Origin of the sequence: Larkinella rosea (assembly GCF_003858635.1) — a bacterium.
Taxonomy (GTDB): Bacteria; Bacteroidota; Bacteroidia; order Cytophagales; family Spirosomataceae; genus Larkinella; species Larkinella rosea.
Genome location: NZ_RQJO01000007.1, coordinates 602,571 through 621,556 on the forward strand (window position 1 = coordinate 602,571; position 18,986 = coordinate 621,556).

The following is an 18,986-nucleotide window of genomic DNA, read 5'->3' on the forward strand; positions in this document are numbered from 1 at the left end:
AGACAACAATCAGTCATGAAAACGAAACTGAAATATATCCTCGGTTTGCTGACAACCTTCAGTCTGTTAACCGGTTGCGACGATAAATTCGACGAAATCAATACCAATAAAGTGGATCCCACTTCGTTGGCACCTTCGTTTGTAATGAACAAAGCGATCATCGATGCTACCTACCTCGACGGTTTTGGAACGCTCGAAATGCTGTGTTACGAGTTCGGCATTGTGCAGCAGATCATTACGCCGTACGGAAGTTCGCTGGCCGGGGCCAATTACAACCAGAACAACGTGAGCAACACGCCCCTGGTCTGGCAAAATTTCTACCGGAACGTCCTCAAACAGATTGTCGATGTGGTAGAAAAAACGAAAAGTGACGCCAACCGGACCAATCTTTACCACTCGGCCCGTATCTGGAAAGCCTATTCGTTCATGATTCTGACGGATACCTACGGCGATATTCCGTATACCGAAGCGGCTAAAGGCTACATCAGCGAAATTACGTCGCCGAAATACGATTCGCAGGAGGTGATTTACAAGGATTTGCTGAAAGAACTGGACGAAGCTTCGGCCGCTCTGGATGCGACGAAAGCCATTGAGACTACCGATATTTTATACGGCGGTAATATCACAAAGTGGAAGCGGCTGGGCTATTCCCTGATGCTCCGGGCAGCCATGCGCCTGACCAAAGTTGATCCGACAACCGCCAAAAATTACGTCACCAAAGCGGTTGCGGGTGGCGTCATGCAATCCAACGACGACAACTCGGTGATGCGCCACACGGCACTGTATAACAACTGGATTGCCAACCACTTGCAGGCTCGCGAAAAAACGAATTTCTACCTGACAGCGCCGTTTGTCAATTACCTGAAAACCAACAACGACCCGCGATTGGGCTCGATCGCGGTGCGGTATGTAGGCGCTAAAGGCGGCCCGGAGCAGGTCGCTTCCCGCGCGTCAACCGATCCGAAAGTGCAGATTGGAATGCCAATGGGCTACGACAACGTGACGGTTTCAACGCCAGCGGTTTTGGCTCAAAATGGCGTGGTCAGTCTCTGGGATTTTACGCAGGTCAACCTCAATACGGTTTTGAAACTCGACGCGCCTGAATTTCACGTCACGCATTCGCAGACGCAATTGCTGCTGGCCGAAGCGGCTTTTCGGGGTTGGGTGACAGGCAGTGCCGCGGATTATTTTACGAAAGGCGTCCGGGCCAACCTGGAACAAATGGCGGCTTATGACCCCGCAGCCGCGATCAAAGAAGATGCCATTGTGGCTTACCTGGCAGCTCATCCGCTCACGGCCGGGAAAGAACTGGATCTGATCAATACCCAATACTGGGTGTCGTCGTTCCTGAACGGCCCCGAATTGTTCGCTAATTTCCGCCGAAGCGGCTTTCCGACTTTATCCAAAAACCCGTATCCCGCTTCCGAAATCACGGAGGACTTTATCCGCCGGATGCCGTACCCGGACAGCGAAAAAGTAGTCAACCTGCAAAACGTCAACGAAGCCATCGCCCGGCAAGGCCCGAATACGTTGAGCACGCGGGTTTGGTGGGATAAGAAGTAATTAATACGTATTATTTCGCGGAGTTAAGCGGAGTAAAATAGAGTTACGCGGAGATTAACGTAAAAAACTTCGCTTAACTCTTTACTTCTCCGCTTAACTCCGCGAAATAACCCTCTTAAACTCTTGACCAATCCATATGAAATCATCGAAAATTTCCCGACGCAATGTCATCCAGTCCGTTTTGGGGGTGGCAGGCACCGGGCTTCTGTTACCGCAAACATCCTACGCCAGCAATCCCGGCCAGTTTCGGGATTACAGCAAAGTGAAAATCACCAAACTGGAAACCTTTCTGGTCAAACCGCGCTGGATTTTCCTTAAAATACACACCGACGTTGGCGTGGTCGGCTTGGGCGAGCCACTGCTCGAAGGCCGCGCGTTGACGATACAAACCGCCATCAAGGAAGTCGAGCCGTATCTGATTGGCAAAGACCCCCGTGCGGTTGTACACCACTGGCAGGCCATTTACCGCCACGCTTTTTACCGCGGTGGCCCGATTTTAACGAGTGCATTGAGCGGCATCGACCACGCGCTGTGGGACATCAAAGGCAAATTGCTGAACGTACCGGTTTATGAATTGCTCGGAGGCCCGACCCGCGACCGGGTGCGGATTTACGGGCGGGCCAGCAACGCGGAGGACATGAAAAAACGCAAGGCGGAAGGGTATACGGTGATCAAAACCGGGGTTGCTAAAAAAAATCCGGCCAATATTGTCGAGAACCCGAAGTTTATCCAGTACGCGATCGATAATTTTGCTTCGTTGCGGGAAGCCGGTGGCCCCGATATGGACATTGCCATCGACTTTCATGGCGCCATTGCTCCACAGACGTCCAAGCTGCTGATTAAGGAATTGGAACCGTATAAACCGATGTTTGTGGAGGAGCCGGTGCAGGCTCAGAATGTGGACGTGCTGGTGGACATTGCGCGGGGAACGCATTTGCCCATTGCCACCGGCGAACGGATTTTTACGAAATGGGGTTTCCGCGAAATTCTGGAGAAAAGGGCCGCCAGCATCATTCAGCCGGATTTGTGCCACGCGGGCGGAATTACCGAAGGGCGCCTGATCGCGGGAATGGCCGAAGCGTATTACGTGCCGATTGCTCCGCACAATCCGATGGGTCCGATTTCGCTTGCGGTGGGTTTGCACCTGGCCGCCAGTGTGCCCAATTTTCTGGTACAGGAGCAGGTTTCGTTGGGCGAGGGCTACCTCAAAAAACCGTTCAAGCTCGAAAAAGACGGTACGGTTTTGATTCCGACGGGGCCAGGGCTTGGCATCGAACTGGATGAAGCGCAGATGAAAGATAAAATCGGTCACGACTGGAAAAACCCGGAGTCTTACAATGCGCTGGATGGCTCCGTTGTTGATTGGTAACTGAATGAAGGTATACGGTTATTGGTATACGGTTTTCGGTGGCTGATGCGCGCTTTCGCAAAACGAATAGGATGCCATTCACCGAAAACCGTATACAAAAAGCCGTATACCCTACACCTAAACTTAAACCGCCTTGGTGAATGAGTAACTATTTATTATGCTGTGACTGGGGGACATCTTTTTTTCGATTGCGTTTGGTGAATAGCGCCGATTATCGATTGATTGAGGAAGTTACTTCGCAGCAAGGTATCGCAAGTATTTTTAATGCCTGGAAGGCGAACGGCGAACGGGCCGGGGTTGCCCGGGAGCAGTTCTTTCGGGAAGAACTCATCAAACAGATTGAACTGGTAGCCCACAAAGCCGCCATTAAGCTGGATCAGGTACCCATTGCGGTTTCCGGCATGGCCTCATCTTCCATCGGCATGGACGAAGTTCCGTATGCGACCTTACCGTTTGCGATGGACGGGAGCCGGGCAAGTTTCCGCCATTTTGACGCCAGCGAATCGTTTCCGCACGAATTGATTCTCATTTCCGGGGTCAAAAGCGAAGAGGATGTGATGCGCGGGGAAGAAACGCAACTAATCGGATTGAGCGCCCTGCTCGATTCGGCAGGAAACCGGCCGGATGAAGCGATCTATATTTTCCCCGGAACACATTCCAAACACATGTACGTTCAGGCCGGGCAACTCCTGAATTTTGAAACGCATATGACCGGCGAGGTTTTCAATCTGATGGCTTCGACCAGTATTTTAAGAGATTCGGTCGATGTCAGTGCTTTCAGCGATTTTTCAACTGAAAATCTGTCGGCGTTTAAACTGGGATTAAAAGAAGCTAACTTCCCTCTTTTGAATCGGCTGTTTACGGTTCGGACCAATCAATTGTTCGGGAATTTGACCAGGCAGCAAAATGCTTTCTTTTTAAGCGGGTTACTGATTGGTGCCGAATTAAAACCGCTGCTGGAAAAGGCTCAATGGCACCTGGTATTGTGCAGCGGGAGCAATCTGTTTCCCTTCTATCAACAGGCGATTGAAGATCTGGATCTGTCGAACCGAACGACGATCATTCCGGCCGGATTGATTGATAAAGCCGCCATTGCAGGGCAGATTATCTTGTTTCAAAATCAGAATTTAAAAGTATAAGTCGTTGGAATATGTCAAGTACGAATTTTTCGTGGGAATTATTTAAAAAAGCGCCGATCATTGGAATTATCAGAAATCTGGCGGTTGATGATGTGATTCAAATTCTGCCCGTATACCGGGCGGCCGGGCTGACAACGATTGAAATAACCCTGAATACGCCCGGTGCCGAAGACCTCATTCAACATGCAATAACGAACGAAAATACGGGATTGAACATTGGAGCCGGAACGGTTTGTACGGAAAAAGATCTGGAAAAAGCACTTTCAGCCGGTGCGCAGTTTATCGTTACACCGATCATCAACGAAAAGGTGATTAAGACCTGCGTGGATCGCGGGATTCCCATTTTTCCGGGCGCATTTACCCCTTCCGAAATCTACAATGCCTGGTCGTTGGGCGCGACAATGGTCAAGGTTTTTCCGGCAGCTTCATTGGGGGTCAATTACATCAAAGAAGTCAAAGGACCGCTGGATCAGGTTAAACTGGTGCCAACGGGCGGAGTCGGCCTTGCCAACATGGTTGACTTCTTAAAAGCGGGTGCCGACGGATTGGGCGTTGGGGGACACCTGTTTGATAAAAGCTTCATCGAACAAAAAGATTGGCCCGGTTTAAAAGCACATTTTGAAAAATTTGTCGCCCAATTACCAGCGGTTTGATGACCATAACCCGATTAAATTCCTGCAACTATTCACCGAAGACCCTTACCCTTGTGTTTGATTATAAAATTAAGTACTACCGCTGGATTGTTGTTGCACTGGTTTTTTTAGCGACGACGATTAATTACCTCGATCGCCAGATTATTGGTCTTTTAAAGCCCATTCTCGAACTGGAATTTAACTGGACCGAAACCGATTATGCCCGCATTGTGATGGCATTTACGGCGGCCTATGCCATCGGTTTAATTCTATCCGGCTGGCTGATTGATAAAGTAGGTACCAAACTGGGTTATACCATCACCATTGTTTTCTGGAGTGTGGCCGGGATGTTGCACGCGGTGGCTCGTGGCGTGTTAGGCTTTGCCGTGGCGCGTGTTGGTTTGGGTTTGGGCGAAGCCGGTAATTTTCCGGCTGCCGTCAAAACCGTGGCCGAATGGTTTCCCAAGAAGGAGCGGGGGCTGGCGACCGGTATATTCAATTCCGGCACCAGTGTTGGTGTCGTTCTGGCGTTGATGATTGTACCCTGGATTTTACGGAATTACGGCTGGCAGGAAGTGTTCTGGATCACCGGCGGACTGGGTTTTGTCTGGTTGATTTTTTGGTTGATTTTTTACGACGTTCCGGCAAAACAGAAGCGACTGACAAATCAGGAATTTGAATTCATTACCAGCGGTCAGGAGAAGACCGAAACGGCTGTCGAAGATACGGTTTCGATCAACTGGTTTAAATTATTTGCATTGCCCCAAACCTGGGCGTTTATAACCGGAAAAGCGCTCATTGATCCAATTTTCTGGTTTTTTTTATTCTGGCTGCCATCCTATTTTTCGTCGACCTATCACCTGAATTTAAAGATAATGAGTCCGGAATTATTGATTATTTATACGGCAACTACAGTAGGTAGTATTGCAGGAGGATTCTTTTCTTCCTTCTTAATTAAAAGTGGCTGGCCAACGTTAAAAGCCCGAAAAACCGTGCTTTTTATTTTTGCTATTTTAGAAATTTCGATCATTCTGGTGCAGTTTGCTTCCAATGTCTGGATGGTGGTTGCGCTGATGAGTCTGGCGGTTGCGGTGCATCAGGCCTGGGCAACGAATGTCTTTACGATTGCTTCCGATCTGTTTCCTAAACAGGCTGTCAGCTCGGTGGTGGGCATCGGCGGCATGGCCGGAGCGGTTGGCGGTATTTTTTTTCCGATGCTGGTGGGGTATTTACTGGATACCTACAAAGCCGCCGGAAACTTGCCGGGGGGCTATAATCTCCTGTTCACCATTTGCGGTTTTACGTATTTATTTGTCTGGACCATTATTCATTTGTTAACCAGAAACTCTAAATTGGTCGATCTTAATCAATTGACTTAATTCAGACGGTGATGACCCGGTTTCGTACGCGTACGTTCTCAAAAATTATCTTTTCAATCGCATTTTTTGCTGGTATCTGGTTCGCACTCAGCGGATGGGTGAGTAAACCCAAAGCCTCCCCACCCAATGTCGTCCTTTTTTTTATCGATGACATGGGCTACGGAGATTTATCCTGCAATGGAGCCGCTGGTTACACCACTGCCAACCTCGACCGCATGGCCGCCGAGGGCACCCGGTTTACGAGTTTTCTGGCCGCTCAGGCGGTTTGCAGTGCTTCGCGGGCGGCTTTGTTGACGGGTTGTTACCCCAATCGGCTTGGCATTTCTGGCGCGTTCGGCCCCAATTCACCCATTGGGTTGAATCCTGACGAAGAAACCATTGCCGAATTGTTGAAAGAAAAAGGGTATGCTACGGGCATTTTCGGCAAGTGGCATTTGGGCAGTCAGAAGGCGTTTCTGCCTCAACAACAGGGATTTGACGAATATTTTGGCGTTCCGTATTCGCACGACATGTGGCCGCTGCACCCCAATCAGACCAAAGCCAACTATCCCCCTTTGTATCTGATTGAAGGCAACACACCCGGTAAAGAAGTGAAAACGCTGGAGGATGCGAGCCAGTTGACCCCCGCCATCACCGAACGCGCCGTCGGTTTTATCCGGAAACACAAAAAAGAACCGTTTTTCCTGTATGTGCCTCATCCATTGCCACACGTTCCGCTGGCAGCTTCGAGCCGGTTTCGGGGCAAAAGCGGAGCCGGTTTGCTCGGCGACGTGATGCTGGAACTGGACTGGTCGGTGGGTCAGATTTTGCAGGAACTGAAGCAGCAGGGGCTCGACAAAAATACCATTGTAATCTTCACCAGTGACAACGGCCCCTGGCTGAATTACGGCAATCATGCTGGTTCGGCGGGCGGTTTTCGCGAAGGGAAAGGCACATCCTTCGAAGGGGGGCACCGCGTTCCGTGCATCATTCGCTGGCCGGGCGTGGTTCCGGCGGGTCGGGTGTGTAATAAGCTGCTGACGACGATGGACATTCTGCCCACATTATCGAAACTCACCGGCGCTCGCTTACCGAAAAAACCGATCGACGGAGTAGACCTGGTGGCGTTGTTGAAGGGGGATGATACCGTAAATCCCCGCGATCATTTCTATTATTATTACCGCCAAAACAGCCTCGAAGCCGTACGGAAGGGTGACTGGAAACTGGTGTTTCCGCATCCGGGACGCACGTACGAGGGGTTTCTGCCGGGCGTAGATGGAAAACCGGGACCGAGTACCGAAAACCACGATTTTCCCCAAGCGTTGTATAACCTCCGCCGTGATCCGGGCGAACGGTATGACGTTCGTGAGCAAAACCCGGACATCGTAGCGGTTTTGGAAAAATTAGCCGAAGAAGCCCGCGCCGATCTAGGTGACGATTTGCAGAAACGAACCGGAAGCAATGTGCGTCCGGCAGGACGGGTTGAGAAGTGAAAAGGACAATTTAGTTTTTATTAGATGTAGAGTAAATAAAACGTTATACTTTTTTCGAATAGATTGCCGTGGCATCTAAAAATGGTATAAATCCACTACAATTAATGATGTGAAACTTGTAAAAACGGGATTTTTCCCGTTTTTATTTGCTTAAGCAATCCATAAATTGCTAAATATAAAGTTTAGCATCTAATTCGTTTGTACGCTAAAGCTCCTTTTGTTTTTTCTCAACCTTAAATTTAATTAATAATGGTTACAGGTTTTACATCATGGTTATTAGTTTCATTTGACTGGTTCAGAGATAATTCAAAGACGATTGGTATATTCTTGGAGGCCTTAGTGAAAAGAAAACCAATGGTTATCGCTATAATCATTTTATTGTTAATTGGAACAATAGTTTTTGGTAAGATTTATTGGGATTTAAATAATAAATACCAGGAAGTTTTTCTAAATACTTTAAAATCTGAATCTGAACCTACACCTCAGAGCTACAAAGGAATGGAATCATTCATTCTTTCACATTTAAATTCTAGGATTGATAGCACGTTAAAAAGCTCGAAATTAAGAGATTCGTTCGTAGACGAATGGCATCTATTGGAGGCTGAGATAGTAAGAATGGCTTTTAAGGCGAAATCTCCTCTACCTAATATAAAAATCGCAAAAACGACAACTAAAAAACAGCAGGGCGAAGTATTAACTGACGGGCATCGACCCGGGTTTCTGTTTTTACCTGTTAACATATTGGGAAAATCGTTAAGCAAAGATGAAAAAGATGCCTTTAAAAATTTAGATTATAGGAAAAGTGCGAGTATTTTAAAAGAAATATTCAAATCGGAAAATGGTATGAATAGAGATATTGAATTTACAAAGGGTATTTCATCGGTTTTGAAAAATTTTATGAATATTAGATTTTGGGAAAATAATATTGATTACTTATATAATACTCCTTTTCAAGTATACATTGTAACACATAATGGCATAAATAGAATATTTAATAATGATTTAGAAAAGAGCAACAAGATAGAAGAATACTATGCAACGCAATTTCCTTCTACGACTTTTTTTCCATCAAGACCTTATTTTTGGTCTCCATTAGAAAAACCAGAATTGACAGAACGATTCATTATCAGCAACGGCAAGATTAATCGTGAAAGATTAGATAAAGAGAATGTAACAGTCCAATCTAAAGTTGAAGATATTTTTTATGTTTCAAAGCCATATATGGATTTAGCAGGCGGTGGTTTTGTAATTACAGTATCAAGAGGAATAGAAATAGATGGGCAAATAAAAGCTGTAGTGTGTTTTGATTTTCAGCTTACTAAAGGGATAAATAAAGATAATAGCAATACTTTTATTCAGTTTATTAAAAGTAAATTTTTTGATATGGATGATATTTACCCCAATGAAGATAAGTTCTCAATTAATTCGGTATTAAAGCATATAGAACATGATGTTGATGGAATTCAATCCGAATTATTGGATTGTGAACTAAAGGCTGGGGGATTACTTAACGATGATTGTTATAAAGGTAATATGATAAAAGAAGAATTTGAAAAATACTATGATAAAAGGAAAGATAAAAGATCTGATGTTTTAGGTAACATTCAAGTTTATTCTGAAAATAAATCTGCTTTACAGGTCTCGATACCTTTAGGTAATAGCTATAATTCTGGGTCCCAAGAAAATCAGGTAAAACTGAAGTTAATTAAAATTGATATTGAAAACTTTCGGAAGAAGATATTTTTTGTCGCACTATTAGCCTTTTTTTGTTTAGGCTGTATGCTGTCTGTCTTGTTCTATTCATGGAATGAAACAATTCGGAAATCGAAAGATTATGAAGAGGCATTAAATGTTATTGATTTAATTTTAAATAAAGCCTCTATTCCCTATTGTCGGCTGGATACGGAAGATTATATCAAAGATTCAAATCCTAAATTTAGAGAATTATTCACCAAATCTACTGTTGATAAAATTCCTCATAAATCTTTATCATTTAATAGTTTGTGTACCTCTGATTATCTTGAAAAATATGATCAGATTCAAGATAATAGAAAAAAGAATAAGAAGGTAAATCCATATACTCTGAAAATGCGCACGGAATATGGTGACAAACTTTTCTTTGTCGTCAGCGGTTATAGCCCTGCGAGCACCTCAGATAGTTTTCCGGAAACATTTGGAATACTCATTGATACGGAAGATGAAAATCAAATGAAATACTTCGAATTAGGTAGAAATATTTAAGCTAAAATAAAGTTAGAACATAAAAGCGCTCCAATTGAATACTGATAGCATTAAGGCTGCCACCCAGGTGAAGATGCAGTAGGCTGGAAGCCGGAAAATTAAAGCAGGGGCGAGGAGTAAAGGAAACGATGTCAAATGGTACTTACCGCGCATGAGTTAATTTTCTCCGTACGGTTTCGGCCGTTCGCAAATCCTTCAAGCTGACCTTCGTCCGATCCCGCAACACCTTGCTTGCGTAGAACTGATCAGTCGCCGTATGCAATAGGAATGCAATCATTTCTGCTTCGCTTTCGGTGAGTTCGAGGGCAAATTTCTTTTTCACGGTATCTGTTGTTGACAAGGTTGAGCGTAACCAACACCTGACCCTGGCTCAAAAACCGCATCCGCACTGAGGCAATTCAGGAAGGCCAGTCACCATTGGAGGTTACTACAGAATAACAAAATAATGCCACATTTAGATCGCGAATGAACCGGCTTTGCTGCAAATAATACTATTTTTCTGGCAACCGGCAGGAGGGAGGTAACACCGGTTTTTGAAGTTGCATTTTAAAAAAACGGGTCCTAATCGAGGGCATCATTATCAATGAAATTGCAGGATGGGAAACCGGTTGCGCACCATCGGAAAAATCGTTCTTCCAATAAAAAGCGGCCAACTCAAGTAAGAGTTGGCCGCTGCCGGTGGATACAATCGGAGGTAGCTATGGAGGTAGTGGGTATGATTAGTTAACAGCGACAAGTCGAACCGGTGCTACCGGTTTTGACTGTTGGGTGGCCAGCGTCAATTCCTGGGTAGCGGTATCAACGCCGTTGGAAATGGCAACTTGATAAACACCATCCGGCAGTGAGCTAACATCCAACCGGAAACGGGCAGCTTCCTGGCGTTTGCCAACCTGTTGAACAAAGAACGCCTGACCGGCATGATTGGTCAATCGAATTTCAACAGTACCACCGGTTTCCTTCTGCACCGCAATCTGAACCTTTCCGTCGATCGTAGTGAACAGGCTACTTTGAAAAGCCGCAGCATTTTTGGGTTTTCTGGCGGGATTGCTGGTTTCAGCGACTGAAGCGGAGAAGGTAACGGCCGTTAATGTAAATGCAACGAGCAGGGATTTGATGAGCGTTTTCATAGCGTATGACGTTTGATGTGTGTGTCTGTTTGAATGAATCAAAGGTCGGGGTCATCCGCTGGAATGGCTGTCACAAATGAGTCAATCGCTGACACTTTTGGGAAATGATGCTGGAAACGACCTTGTAGGCTTCTGATTTTCTCAATCAGACATTCGATTCAGTCAGGAAATGATTTGAGAACACCACTCTGCACGCAGGAGAAAAAAGTACCTGTTATATCGTAGTTAACTGACATTATTCCAGAATAAGGGCAGGGAAAGTGCCTGATCAATTGGACCTTGTAAACTTTACTGCCTGAAAAGGGTTGTGATCAGATACTTGCTCAGACTTTGAAAAATATCTTTCCTTTTTTTAAATTATTCAGCCAGGCCTTTACCAACCTGAAGGACAATGATCCGATACGAATGGCTGCCGCAACCGCATTCTTCACTTTTTTTGCTTTACCACCGATTGTGATCATCTTAGGAACGGTTTTCAGCCCTGTTTTTAACCAGCAGCAGGTACGCGGTCAGGTCTTCCAAGAATTGGGTCAATTGTTTGGAAATCAGAGTGCTAAACAGTTAAAAGATATTTCAACTCAATTGCAACCTGACCGTTCGCATCTCCTTTGGACCGTTTTAGGTAGTGCTTTGTTACTGATCGCTTCCACCGCTTTATTTATGGTCATCAAAAATTCACTCAATCAACTCTGGAATGTCAAAGCAGCAGCTGACCGAACGATTCTCAATACGCTCAAAGACCGGGCAATAGCCTTCGGCCTCATTGTCTTTTCTGGTCTGTTGATGACTGGTTCTCTGGCGCTGGATCAGGTGATGACACCCTATAGTAGCATTGGGATTCTCAATTGGACACTGGATCAGCTTTCGTCGACGGTATTCATTGCGATTTGGTTTTCCACCCTATTCAAATTCCTGCCTGACCTGCGGATTTCCTGGAAAGCGGTCTGCGTAGGCGCTGTCGTTACCAGCCTGCTGTATGAACTTGGAGAAGCAATTCTAAGCCGGTTGCTCATTCACGGCCTGATCAGTTCCCGATATGGCACATCGGGGGCATTTATTCTCATTCTGCTGTTTGTGTTTTACGCGTCCCTGATTTTCTATTACGGAGCTGCGTTTACCTGGCAGTATGCCCATTGGATCCACCTGGACGCAAAACCCAAAAAAAGCGCGGTTCTTTACGAGATTACCGAAGTAGACGACCCTAAAGGAGAAGCATAACAGCATATCAACAGCCCACCTGTTTACGGTAAGCGAAAGGATTCCGGAACATAGAACGCACCAGCTTTCAGCCGTATACGTTCAATCTTTCTTCGTTGGATAGGTACTTTGGAAGGCCGCTTTCAGTAGTTGAAAGTTGCCGGATTCTTTTCTAGCCAAACTGATCAACTTTCCCTGAACCGACCCATGAACCGAAGAACATTCTCCAGTAACCTCCTCAGTGTTTCAACCGGTTTGCTCTGTATTCCCAATGCAATAGGGTCTTCCGAAAATGCGGATGACCGATCCGGGAAAATACCCAAAACGGATACACACGTACATTTATTCGATTTGAAAAATTTATCCTACGGTTGGTTAAAAAACTCACCCACAATCAACCGTACTTTTGATTTACAGGATTACAAAGAGGCAACGAAAAGTTCGAACATCGGAAAAATGGTTTTCATGGAAAGCGGAGCGGACGCCCATTTAGGGCTCAAGGAAGCTACCCTGGTAAGTCAGTTGGCCCGATCCGAACCAAAAATCAAGGGAATCGTGGCCAAGGCGGATCTTACGCAGGGATCCGGTACCGAAAAATCCTTGGAGCAGCTTTGTGAACTCCCCTTGGTGAAGGGCATACGGGCAGATTTTCCGAAAAATGAGGTCACTTCCAGCGGTTTTTTAGCGGGCTTCAAAGCCTTGGCTAATCGCAAGTTGAGTTTTGACCTGTTGATCTCTCCGCCATTGATGGCCGAAGCAGTCAAGTTGGCCAAAAAATTTCCAAATACGATTTTTATCCTTGATCACCTGGGAAATCCAAACGTTGGGGAGGTAGATTCAACGCAATGGCGGAATGGAATCGAGAAATTAGCGGAACTGCCCAACGTAAACTGTAAAATTTCGGGTATTATTACCCGTTTCGGGAAGGATTGGTCGGTCGAAAAAATCAGGCCCTATATTCTATATGTCATCGAAAAATTCGGGATGGACCGTTTGGTCTTCGCCGGAGATTGGCCCGTAGTCCTGCTGGCCGACTCCTACAAAAGCTGGTCTGAGGCTTTTGAAAAAATTACCGCCCAATTTTCCGATGAAGAATTACACAAGATCTACCATAAAAATGCCGATCACATTTATAGATTATGAAAAGCAAAAACGACATGAATTTTCGGGAAGGTCATCGGGCCTGGTTGTTTTTCCTTTGCTATTGGTTGCTCCATACGTCGATTGCAACCGGCCAGTCAACCCCAGTCTACAAAACGGCCAGAAACGGGCGGGTATTTCAGATTTTTCAATTCCCCAGAACTCAAATGCCGCGCATCGATGGGAACAAAAGCGATTGGGCAATCGTACCTGAAAAGTATACCTACGGTACGGATCTCCTAAGCGATACCGAAGACGGTAAGGGTACTAACATCGACCCCAAAGACCTGGATGTAAAAGTGACCATCGGATGGGTCAAAGGGATGAATCGTCTTTATTTTCTCTACGAAGCCTACGACGATTTCTGGGATTTTGGCCGTTTCAACCCCGAGGGGTATATGAACGATATCTTTGAGCTCGTGGTCGATGGCGATCTTTCAGGAGGTCCTTTTATTCAAAACCCCTTGTATGATCCCGAGCAGATGAAGTGGCAACCGCAGACCGCTGCTTATATCGAAAACCATTTTAATTTTAGTGGCGTACACGCACAGAACTACCACATCTATACCCCGCCGGTCAACAATGCATGGGCATTGGTGTGGGGATGCCAGCCCTGGGTAGCGGAGTTTCCGCACGCAAACTATGCCTATGATTATCATTTTAAACACGGAGAAAGCGGCACCTTGATTTTGGAAGGCTGGATCACCCCCTATGACTACGCGCCCCATGAAGGGCCGCAAAAGGCCGTGGAATCGGAACTAAAGGAAAATAAGGTGATCGGCCTCGCTTGGTCGATTTTAGATTTCGACGGGGGGAAACGGGAGGGCCATATCAACCTCGCCCACAACACCAAAATGGTCAGCAATGCCTCGTATCTCTGTGCCTTTCAACTGATGCCGTTGGAAAAAAAGTTTTTGGAGCCTATTAAAGCCGCCTGGTCGTTCAAGGTGGTGGACGAAGAAAAAGGAACTGTGGCCTTCAACGATGAATCCATTGGAGTGATCACAAAATGGACCTGGGATTTCGGCAATGGGGATACCTCGACGGAACAAAATCCGATTTACCGGTTTACGGCTAAAGGGGTACGTACGGTCATTACCTTAACGGTTGAAGGGCCCGAAGGCCGTTCCAAACGCACCCGGTATTGGGAAGTGATGATCCGGTAAGGCAATCCCTGATCAGCGGTAGAACTCCTGACCCTGCTTGAGGCCGCGCACGCCGTAGATCACGGAAGGACCACCTACCTCGAGTGCCCCCAAATCCGGCGCTTTTCCGGTAAAATTATCATTTACATTTGGGATGAAAACGCCTGCATCGACCGCTTTCCCCTTCGGATTAAGTTTAAAATTAAGATCGACTGCGTGATAAACGGGACCCGGCATATTCCCCAACGGTGTACCGGACTTTGCTTGAACCGGTTTTTGAAGATCTTCAAAAACATCATAATCGACTGTTCTGCCATGGGCTTCAAGACCACTCGCCTTGGTCAGGCTCGTCAAGTTCTTAAATCCCGCCAGCTTCCCATTGGGTGACAACCAACTGAATTGATTTTCAGGACTTTCAGGACCTTGATTGGGGCGATACCCGTTATAATCAGCCACGGAATAGGCGGTGGTAAAGGGGAAAGCAGCCACGTTTACCGGCCCGTCCGTACCCAGAATCAAATTATTTCGGTAGTTTGAGTTTGGGTAACTGGCACCCGCGTTACTTTCCGTAATGAACGTGTTATGATACGCGGTGAGACCCGGTACCCCCCCGTGAATTTTAAGCGCCCCTCCCTGGGGTACATTGTAGAGGATATTCCTGATATAGTAGGCTGGCCCACCAAACACGGGTTGGGCACTTATGCCATTCTCGGCAGCGTTCACACCCCGATTCCGCATGATGCGAATGTTGTGTACACCGCCGTCAGCCTCAATAAAGTCATCGACCATCAGGTGGAGATCGTTGTTGTAAATATCGATCGACACCGCTTTTAGCTCCTGTTCTTTCTCAGGAGTGCCGTAGGTTGAGATACCAATGGCATCGTGGAAGAAGGCAATGGAATTATGGGCAATTACATGTCCGGGACCATACACTTTGATGCCATAGTAAGAATCCAGTAGATGCGTCCCGTACGGAATCAGGCCTTCCCGGTGAGCCGACCAACCGTACAATCGATACCGATCATCCCGGCCAAGCAGGACGTTATCCTGAATAAGAAAGTTTTTTGAACCGGCGTATTCGGTCACAATACCTTCACCCACATTCTCAAACCGACAATTCCGTATGGTCAAATCACTTGCTCCGGCCAAATGCTTCCGGCCGGCATCGAAAACTCGGCCGGCATTCCGAAAGGTAAGCCCCTGAAAAATATGATGTTCGGTGGCCATGACATTAAACAGAATAGCGGCTCCTGCGCCATCAAAAATGACCTCGCCATCCCCGGCTGCTTCGATGACAATCGGGCGCTCCGCCGTGCCTTTTGCCGTGAAAAAATAAGTGCCGTCGAAGGGGATGTTATGCCAATCGGGATAGTTAAGAAGCACTCCCTGATAGAGCCCTCCGTGTATTTTAATAATATCGCCGGGCTGCACCACATCCTCAGCGACCACGTTCCAGTCTCCCTTTGTATTTTCAGAACCGCCGTAGGCAGAAACCAGACCGGGGTAATTCGGCTTTTCTTTCTCACCCGTATAATACTGGGAATAGACATGCCGTACCCTTCCTCCACGGGCAGCCTGTGGCTCGGTACGGGTGGAAACGTTAATTACCTTGACCGCTTCCCCTTCGACCCCATCCGGATCTTCTAATGTAAAACGAGCTTCATACCTGGTACCGGGCTTAACGTCCAATATGCTTCCGGCAAACATCGGGGGCGTTGTGTAATCAATTCCCGCCCGTTCGATATGCTCCCCCCCAATTCGGAGGAGCGGCATTCCCTTTTTCCATTCATTGCCCGATCCCGCGATTCGGTACTCGACCTTTACGGTGGCATTCCGGTTTGCGTCACCATCGATGTACCATTCAAACCCCAAATTTTCAAGGGTTGGGGGTTCAACGATAAATTTTTGGCCCTGAACCTTGTTTTGGGCGGCTGAAAGGTGCGGGAGGAGAAAGAGTAGGACGACAAACCCTCCGATCAGGGTCTGTAACCCGTTTCCTTTCAAGTAGGCGGTTTTTCTGACGTCTTCCCGTTGGAAATAATACGTTTGCATTCTTTTTTATTTTAAATAGGCGTATGTCTAACTAATTTCTCCACGTCGTGAAAAACCGCTTGTTTTCCAGTCAATCCATTCTAAACCAATTTATTAAGGTTTGCCCTTCAGTTGATTCCGCACATTAGCTACCTCTTTTTCAAGGATGGCGCCTGCGTTATTGTTGAAATTTAACCGGATGTAGGAGGTTACTTTGGAAATATCGGCATCGCTCAAAAAATCATGCTTGGGCATTTCGCCATTGAAGAGCTTGCCATTGACTCGAATCGGCCCCTTAAGACCCTCTAATAATACGGTGATTAGCCTCTTTTTATCGCCGGTTACCCAGTCCGATCCTTCTAGGGGAGGAAAACGACTCCCGTCTCCCTTGCCGTTTTCCTGATGGCAGGAAATACAATAAACCGTATAGATTCTCCGACCGTCATCCGCTATGCCTTTGACCAGGTTATCTTTGACTTTATCCGGAGTCTTCAGGTGGGTTAGCATCTTACGATTTTCCATTTTTGCCAACTGATCCCTTCCGAAATTATCTTTGTTTCCCTTAAACATGATTCGCCATATCTTTCCCGTAGTAATATCGCTTACGTACAGGGAGCCATCAGGGCCCATTGCAATTCCCATCGGGCGATGAGCCGCTTCCGATGAACTTACAATCGTTTCAAGCTCCGCAAATCCATCGGCAAATACTTCCCAGGAACCTGACGGCGCACCGTTTTTGAACGGAACAAAACCAATAAAAAAACCGGATTGCGGGTAGGGGGCCCGGTTACTGGATCCGTGAAAAGCGATAAACGCGCCATTTTTATAATGGTCAGGGAATTGGTCGCCCGTATAAAAGAAAAGATCATTCGGTGCCCAATGCCCCGGGAAGCCCATAATCGGATCGGCAGGTTTATCCACCGCTTTTAAATCGACCCCACGGTATTCGGGAGCAACCATTTTTTTATTTTGCAGCTGGTCATAATAATAGTACGGCCACCCACCGTTCATTCCTTTTTTCACTTCAAAAAATTCTTCAGACGGTAATACGGTACTTTCCCATTCTGAATAAAGGGAAGGCCAGGTTTGATGTAAACCGTCCCGGCCGTGTTCTACAGCGAATAACGTATGCGTGGCATGATTCCAGTCCATCGCAATCCCGTCCCGGAGTCCGGTGGCATACCGAACGCCGTCCTTTTGAGTCTGATTAAGTTTATTCGCGTCAAACATCCAGATACCGGCGTGTTCAGCGAGTTCAGCGCACGGATATTGACCCGGGCTTCCGGGAATCCGGTTATCAATCTGACAATTATTGCTTATGGAGCCAAAATTGACGTACATGTGTCCATCGTCGTCAAAAGCAAGTGATTTGCCAATGTGCTCAGTGAGGTAATTGTCGGTAAGCACAAGTTCAATTTTGCTGTCGGGAAGTAGTTTATCCGGACTTAGTTTCTGCCGATAGACAGCCCCCTTCGTACTAAAATATAGATAATCCTTATAAATTCTCATGCCGGTGGGGCCATAACCGCTCTCCGCTTTGTAGTCTCCAAAATAAGCGATCTGGTCAGCCTTACCGTCGTTGTTGCCGTCCCTGATCGCAACATTTCCGGAATCTTGCTTCGCGTAGGTAAGTTTTACATAAATGTCTCCGTTTTTATTCACGGCCAGATGCCGGGCATGGCCAATGCTATCCGCAACAACCACCGCTTCAAAGCCAGCGGGTAAGAAAAGACCGCCATTGTTACGATCTCCTGCCGGAAGATTTGATTTTTGAACACATCGGGAGAGGAAGGCACTGGGTATAAAAATCAATAATAGTAGAGAAAAACACGTTTTCGATAAATTCATTTTACATCATCGGATAAAAAGATTTTTCCATGCATTCGGGTAAAATTACCAAGGGTTTTATAAAATCCTACGTTTTCCTCGAATCTAACCATTTTGTATCCGTTCCCAGGCGAAATACGTTCACACTTTGCTGACAATAAATCAGTTATTTATAAGCGATCCGGGTTTGGATTCTGATCTGAATGATTTTTAGAGAATTTATTCAGAACGGATTCTGGAGGATAAAACCGTTCCAGTCGAGCGCGGATTGGTAGAAATATTCCCGCCAGTTGCCGATCAGGCCTTCCCGGATTTTGACACTGACCATGCCGTGCGTCGTGGAACCGTAGGTCATCGAAAATTCGCCGGAACCGACCTGCGTTTGCTCGTCGAAGGTGAGGTGATGCCAGACCATTTGCACCACTTTCGGTCGCCCTTTCCAGCCACCGAAAAACTCGAAAATCCGGTCGCGACCCCGGTAAATCTGCTTATTGGGTGGTTCGGAATAGATGGCGTCCAGCGTAAAACAGTCAGCGGCTTTGCGACCGTTGTTTTCGTTCAAGCCGGCCGCAACCGTCTGCATCAGATGAATAAACTCTGCTCGATTGATCGGTTTTCGGTTGGATAACTGCGCTCGGGAATCGATCAGAAAACCCAAAAAGAAAGTCAGAACAAGTACGGTTTTTTTCATTTCAACGAACGGAAAGCGCTATAGATGGAGCAA

15 protein-coding genes are annotated in these 18,986 nt (G+C 46.6%); 10 read left to right on the plus strand and 5 right to left on the minus strand.

Going from position 1 to position 18,986, the window contains the following annotated elements; genetic code table 11:
* Window positions 1-15: 15 nt before the first annotated feature.
* From EHT25_RS02765 to EHT25_RS02795, 7 genes are all read left to right on the plus strand, one after another.
* The gene (locus EHT25_RS02765) at window positions 16-1,563 is read left to right on the plus strand and encodes a SusD/RagB family nutrient-binding outer membrane lipoprotein (RefSeq protein WP_124870316.1); all 1,548 of its coding nucleotides are present in this window, start codon (window positions 16-18) and stop codon (window positions 1,561-1,563) included.
* A 136-nt stretch (window positions 1,564-1,699) separates the two neighbouring features.
* Window positions 1,700-2,932 carry a galactonate dehydratase gene (gene dgoD, locus EHT25_RS02770; RefSeq protein WP_124870319.1) on the plus strand — a complete coding sequence of 411 codons (1,233 nt, stop codon included), beginning with the start codon at window positions 1,700-1,702 and terminating at the stop codon, window positions 2,930-2,932.
* 140 nt (window positions 2,933-3,072) lie between these two features.
* Window positions 3,073-4,071 carry a 2-dehydro-3-deoxygalactonokinase gene (locus tag EHT25_RS02775; protein ID WP_124870322.1) on the plus strand — a complete coding sequence of 333 codons (999 nt, stop codon included), beginning with the start codon at window positions 3,073-3,075 and terminating at the stop codon, window positions 4,069-4,071.
* Window positions 4,072-4,082: 11 nt separating this feature from the next.
* Window positions 4,083-4,724, plus strand: a complete 642-nt coding sequence (locus EHT25_RS02780) for a bifunctional 4-hydroxy-2-oxoglutarate aldolase/2-dehydro-3-deoxy-phosphogluconate aldolase (RefSeq protein WP_124870325.1) — start codon at window positions 4,083-4,085, stop codon at window positions 4,722-4,724.
* A gap of 53 nt (window positions 4,725-4,777) precedes the next feature.
* Entirely contained in the window at window positions 4,778-6,082 is a 1,305-nt protein-coding gene (locus EHT25_RS02785; protein ID WP_229311412.1) for an MFS transporter, read from the plus strand.
* 11 nt (window positions 6,083-6,093) lie between these two features.
* Window positions 6,094-7,554, plus strand: a complete 1,461-nt coding sequence (locus tag EHT25_RS02790) for a sulfatase family protein (RefSeq protein ID WP_124870331.1) — start codon at window positions 6,094-6,096, stop codon at window positions 7,552-7,554.
* 249 nt (window positions 7,555-7,803) lie between these two features.
* A complete protein-coding gene (locus EHT25_RS02795) occupies window positions 7,804-9,795 on the plus strand; it encodes a PDC sensor domain-containing protein (RefSeq protein WP_124870334.1) in 1,992 nt (663 codons plus the stop codon).
* Window positions 9,796-9,937: 142 nt separating this feature from the next.
* Here the strand turns inward: EHT25_RS02795 and EHT25_RS02800 are convergent, their stop codons facing one another.
* The gene (locus tag EHT25_RS02800; protein WP_124870337.1) at window positions 9,938-10,117 is read right to left on the minus strand and encodes a hypothetical protein; all 180 of its coding nucleotides are present in this window, start codon (window positions 10,115-10,117) and stop codon (window positions 9,938-9,940) included.
* Between the two features lie 397 nt (window positions 10,118-10,514).
* Window positions 10,515-10,922 carry a T9SS type A sorting domain-containing protein gene (locus EHT25_RS02805; protein ID WP_124870340.1) on the minus strand — a complete coding sequence of 136 codons (408 nt, stop codon included), beginning with the start codon at window positions 10,920-10,922 and terminating at the stop codon, window positions 10,515-10,517.
* A gap of 330 nt (window positions 10,923-11,252) precedes the next feature.
* On the opposite strand from EHT25_RS02805, the gene EHT25_RS02810 reads away from it, so the two are divergent.
* The 3 genes from EHT25_RS02810 to EHT25_RS02820 all read left to right on the plus strand — a co-directional run bounded on the left by EHT25_RS02810 (window position 11,253) and on the right by EHT25_RS02820 (window position 14,425).
* Window positions 11,253-12,140 carry a YihY/virulence factor BrkB family protein gene (locus EHT25_RS02810; protein WP_124870343.1) on the plus strand — a complete coding sequence of 296 codons (888 nt, stop codon included), beginning with the start codon at window positions 11,253-11,255 and terminating at the stop codon, window positions 12,138-12,140.
* A gap of 330 nt (window positions 12,141-12,470) precedes the next feature.
* Window positions 12,471-13,262 (plus strand): amidohydrolase family protein, encoded by a 792-nt coding sequence (locus EHT25_RS02815; RefSeq protein ID WP_185731262.1) that lies wholly within the window; start codon window positions 12,471-12,473, stop codon window positions 13,260-13,262.
* A complete protein-coding gene (locus EHT25_RS02820; protein ID WP_229311414.1) occupies window positions 13,259-14,425 on the plus strand; it encodes a PKD domain-containing protein in 1,167 nt (388 codons plus the stop codon). Before EHT25_RS02815 ends, EHT25_RS02820 begins: the two co-directional genes overlap by 4 nt.
* A 12-nt stretch (window positions 14,426-14,437) precedes the next feature.
* On the opposite strand, the gene EHT25_RS02825 is transcribed toward EHT25_RS02820, so the two are convergent.
* The 3 genes from EHT25_RS02825 to EHT25_RS02835 form a co-directional block, all read right to left on the minus strand.
* Window positions 14,438-16,408, minus strand: a complete 1,971-nt coding sequence (locus tag EHT25_RS02825) for a right-handed parallel beta-helix repeat-containing protein (RefSeq protein ID WP_124870349.1) — start codon at window positions 16,406-16,408, stop codon at window positions 14,438-14,440.
* 141 nt (window positions 16,409-16,549) lie between these two features.
* Window positions 16,550-18,283, minus strand: coding sequence for a PQQ-dependent sugar dehydrogenase (locus EHT25_RS02830; RefSeq protein WP_124870352.1), 1,734 nt, complete (start codon window positions 18,281-18,283; stop codon window positions 16,550-16,552).
* Window positions 18,284-18,485: 202 nt separating this feature from the next.
* Window positions 18,486-18,953, minus strand: a complete 468-nt coding sequence (locus EHT25_RS02835) for a nuclear transport factor 2 family protein (protein WP_124870354.1) — start codon at window positions 18,951-18,953, stop codon at window positions 18,486-18,488.
* Window positions 18,954-18,986 lie beyond the last annotated feature (33 nt).

What these genes read in the sequence shown, in the direction of transcription:
- EHT25_RS02765 (WP_124870316.1), top strand. Translation starts at nt 16, where the DNA reads ATGAAAACGAAACTGAAATATATCCTCGGTTTGCTGACAACCTTCAGT.
- dgoD (WP_124870319.1), top strand. Translation starts at nt 1,700, where the DNA reads ATGAAATCATCGAAAATTTCCCGACGCAATGTCATCCAGTCCGTTTTG.
- EHT25_RS02775 (WP_124870322.1), top strand. Translation starts at nt 3,073, where the DNA reads ATGAGTAACTATTTATTATGCTGTGACTGGGGGACATCTTTTTTTCGA.
- EHT25_RS02780 (WP_124870325.1), top strand. Translation starts at nt 4,083, where the DNA reads ATGTCAAGTACGAATTTTTCGTGGGAATTATTTAAAAAAGCGCCGATC.
- EHT25_RS02790 (WP_124870331.1), top strand. Translation starts at nt 6,094, where the DNA reads ATGACCCGGTTTCGTACGCGTACGTTCTCAAAAATTATCTTTTCAATC.
- EHT25_RS02795 (WP_124870334.1), top strand. Translation starts at nt 7,804, where the DNA reads ATGGTTACAGGTTTTACATCATGGTTATTAGTTTCATTTGACTGGTTC.
- EHT25_RS02805 (WP_124870340.1), bottom strand. Translation starts at nt 10,922, where the DNA reads ATGAAAACGCTCATCAAATCCCTGCTCGTTGCATTTACATTAACGGCC.
- EHT25_RS02820 (WP_229311414.1), top strand. Translation starts at nt 13,259, where the DNA reads ATGAAAAGCAAAAACGACATGAATTTTCGGGAAGGTCATCGGGCCTGG.
- EHT25_RS02830 (WP_124870352.1), bottom strand. Translation starts at nt 18,283, where the DNA reads ATGAATTTATCGAAAACGTGTTTTTCTCTACTATTATTGATTTTTATA.
- EHT25_RS02835 (WP_124870354.1), bottom strand. Translation starts at nt 18,953, where the DNA reads ATGAAAAAAACCGTACTTGTTCTGACTTTCTTTTTGGGTTTTCTGATC.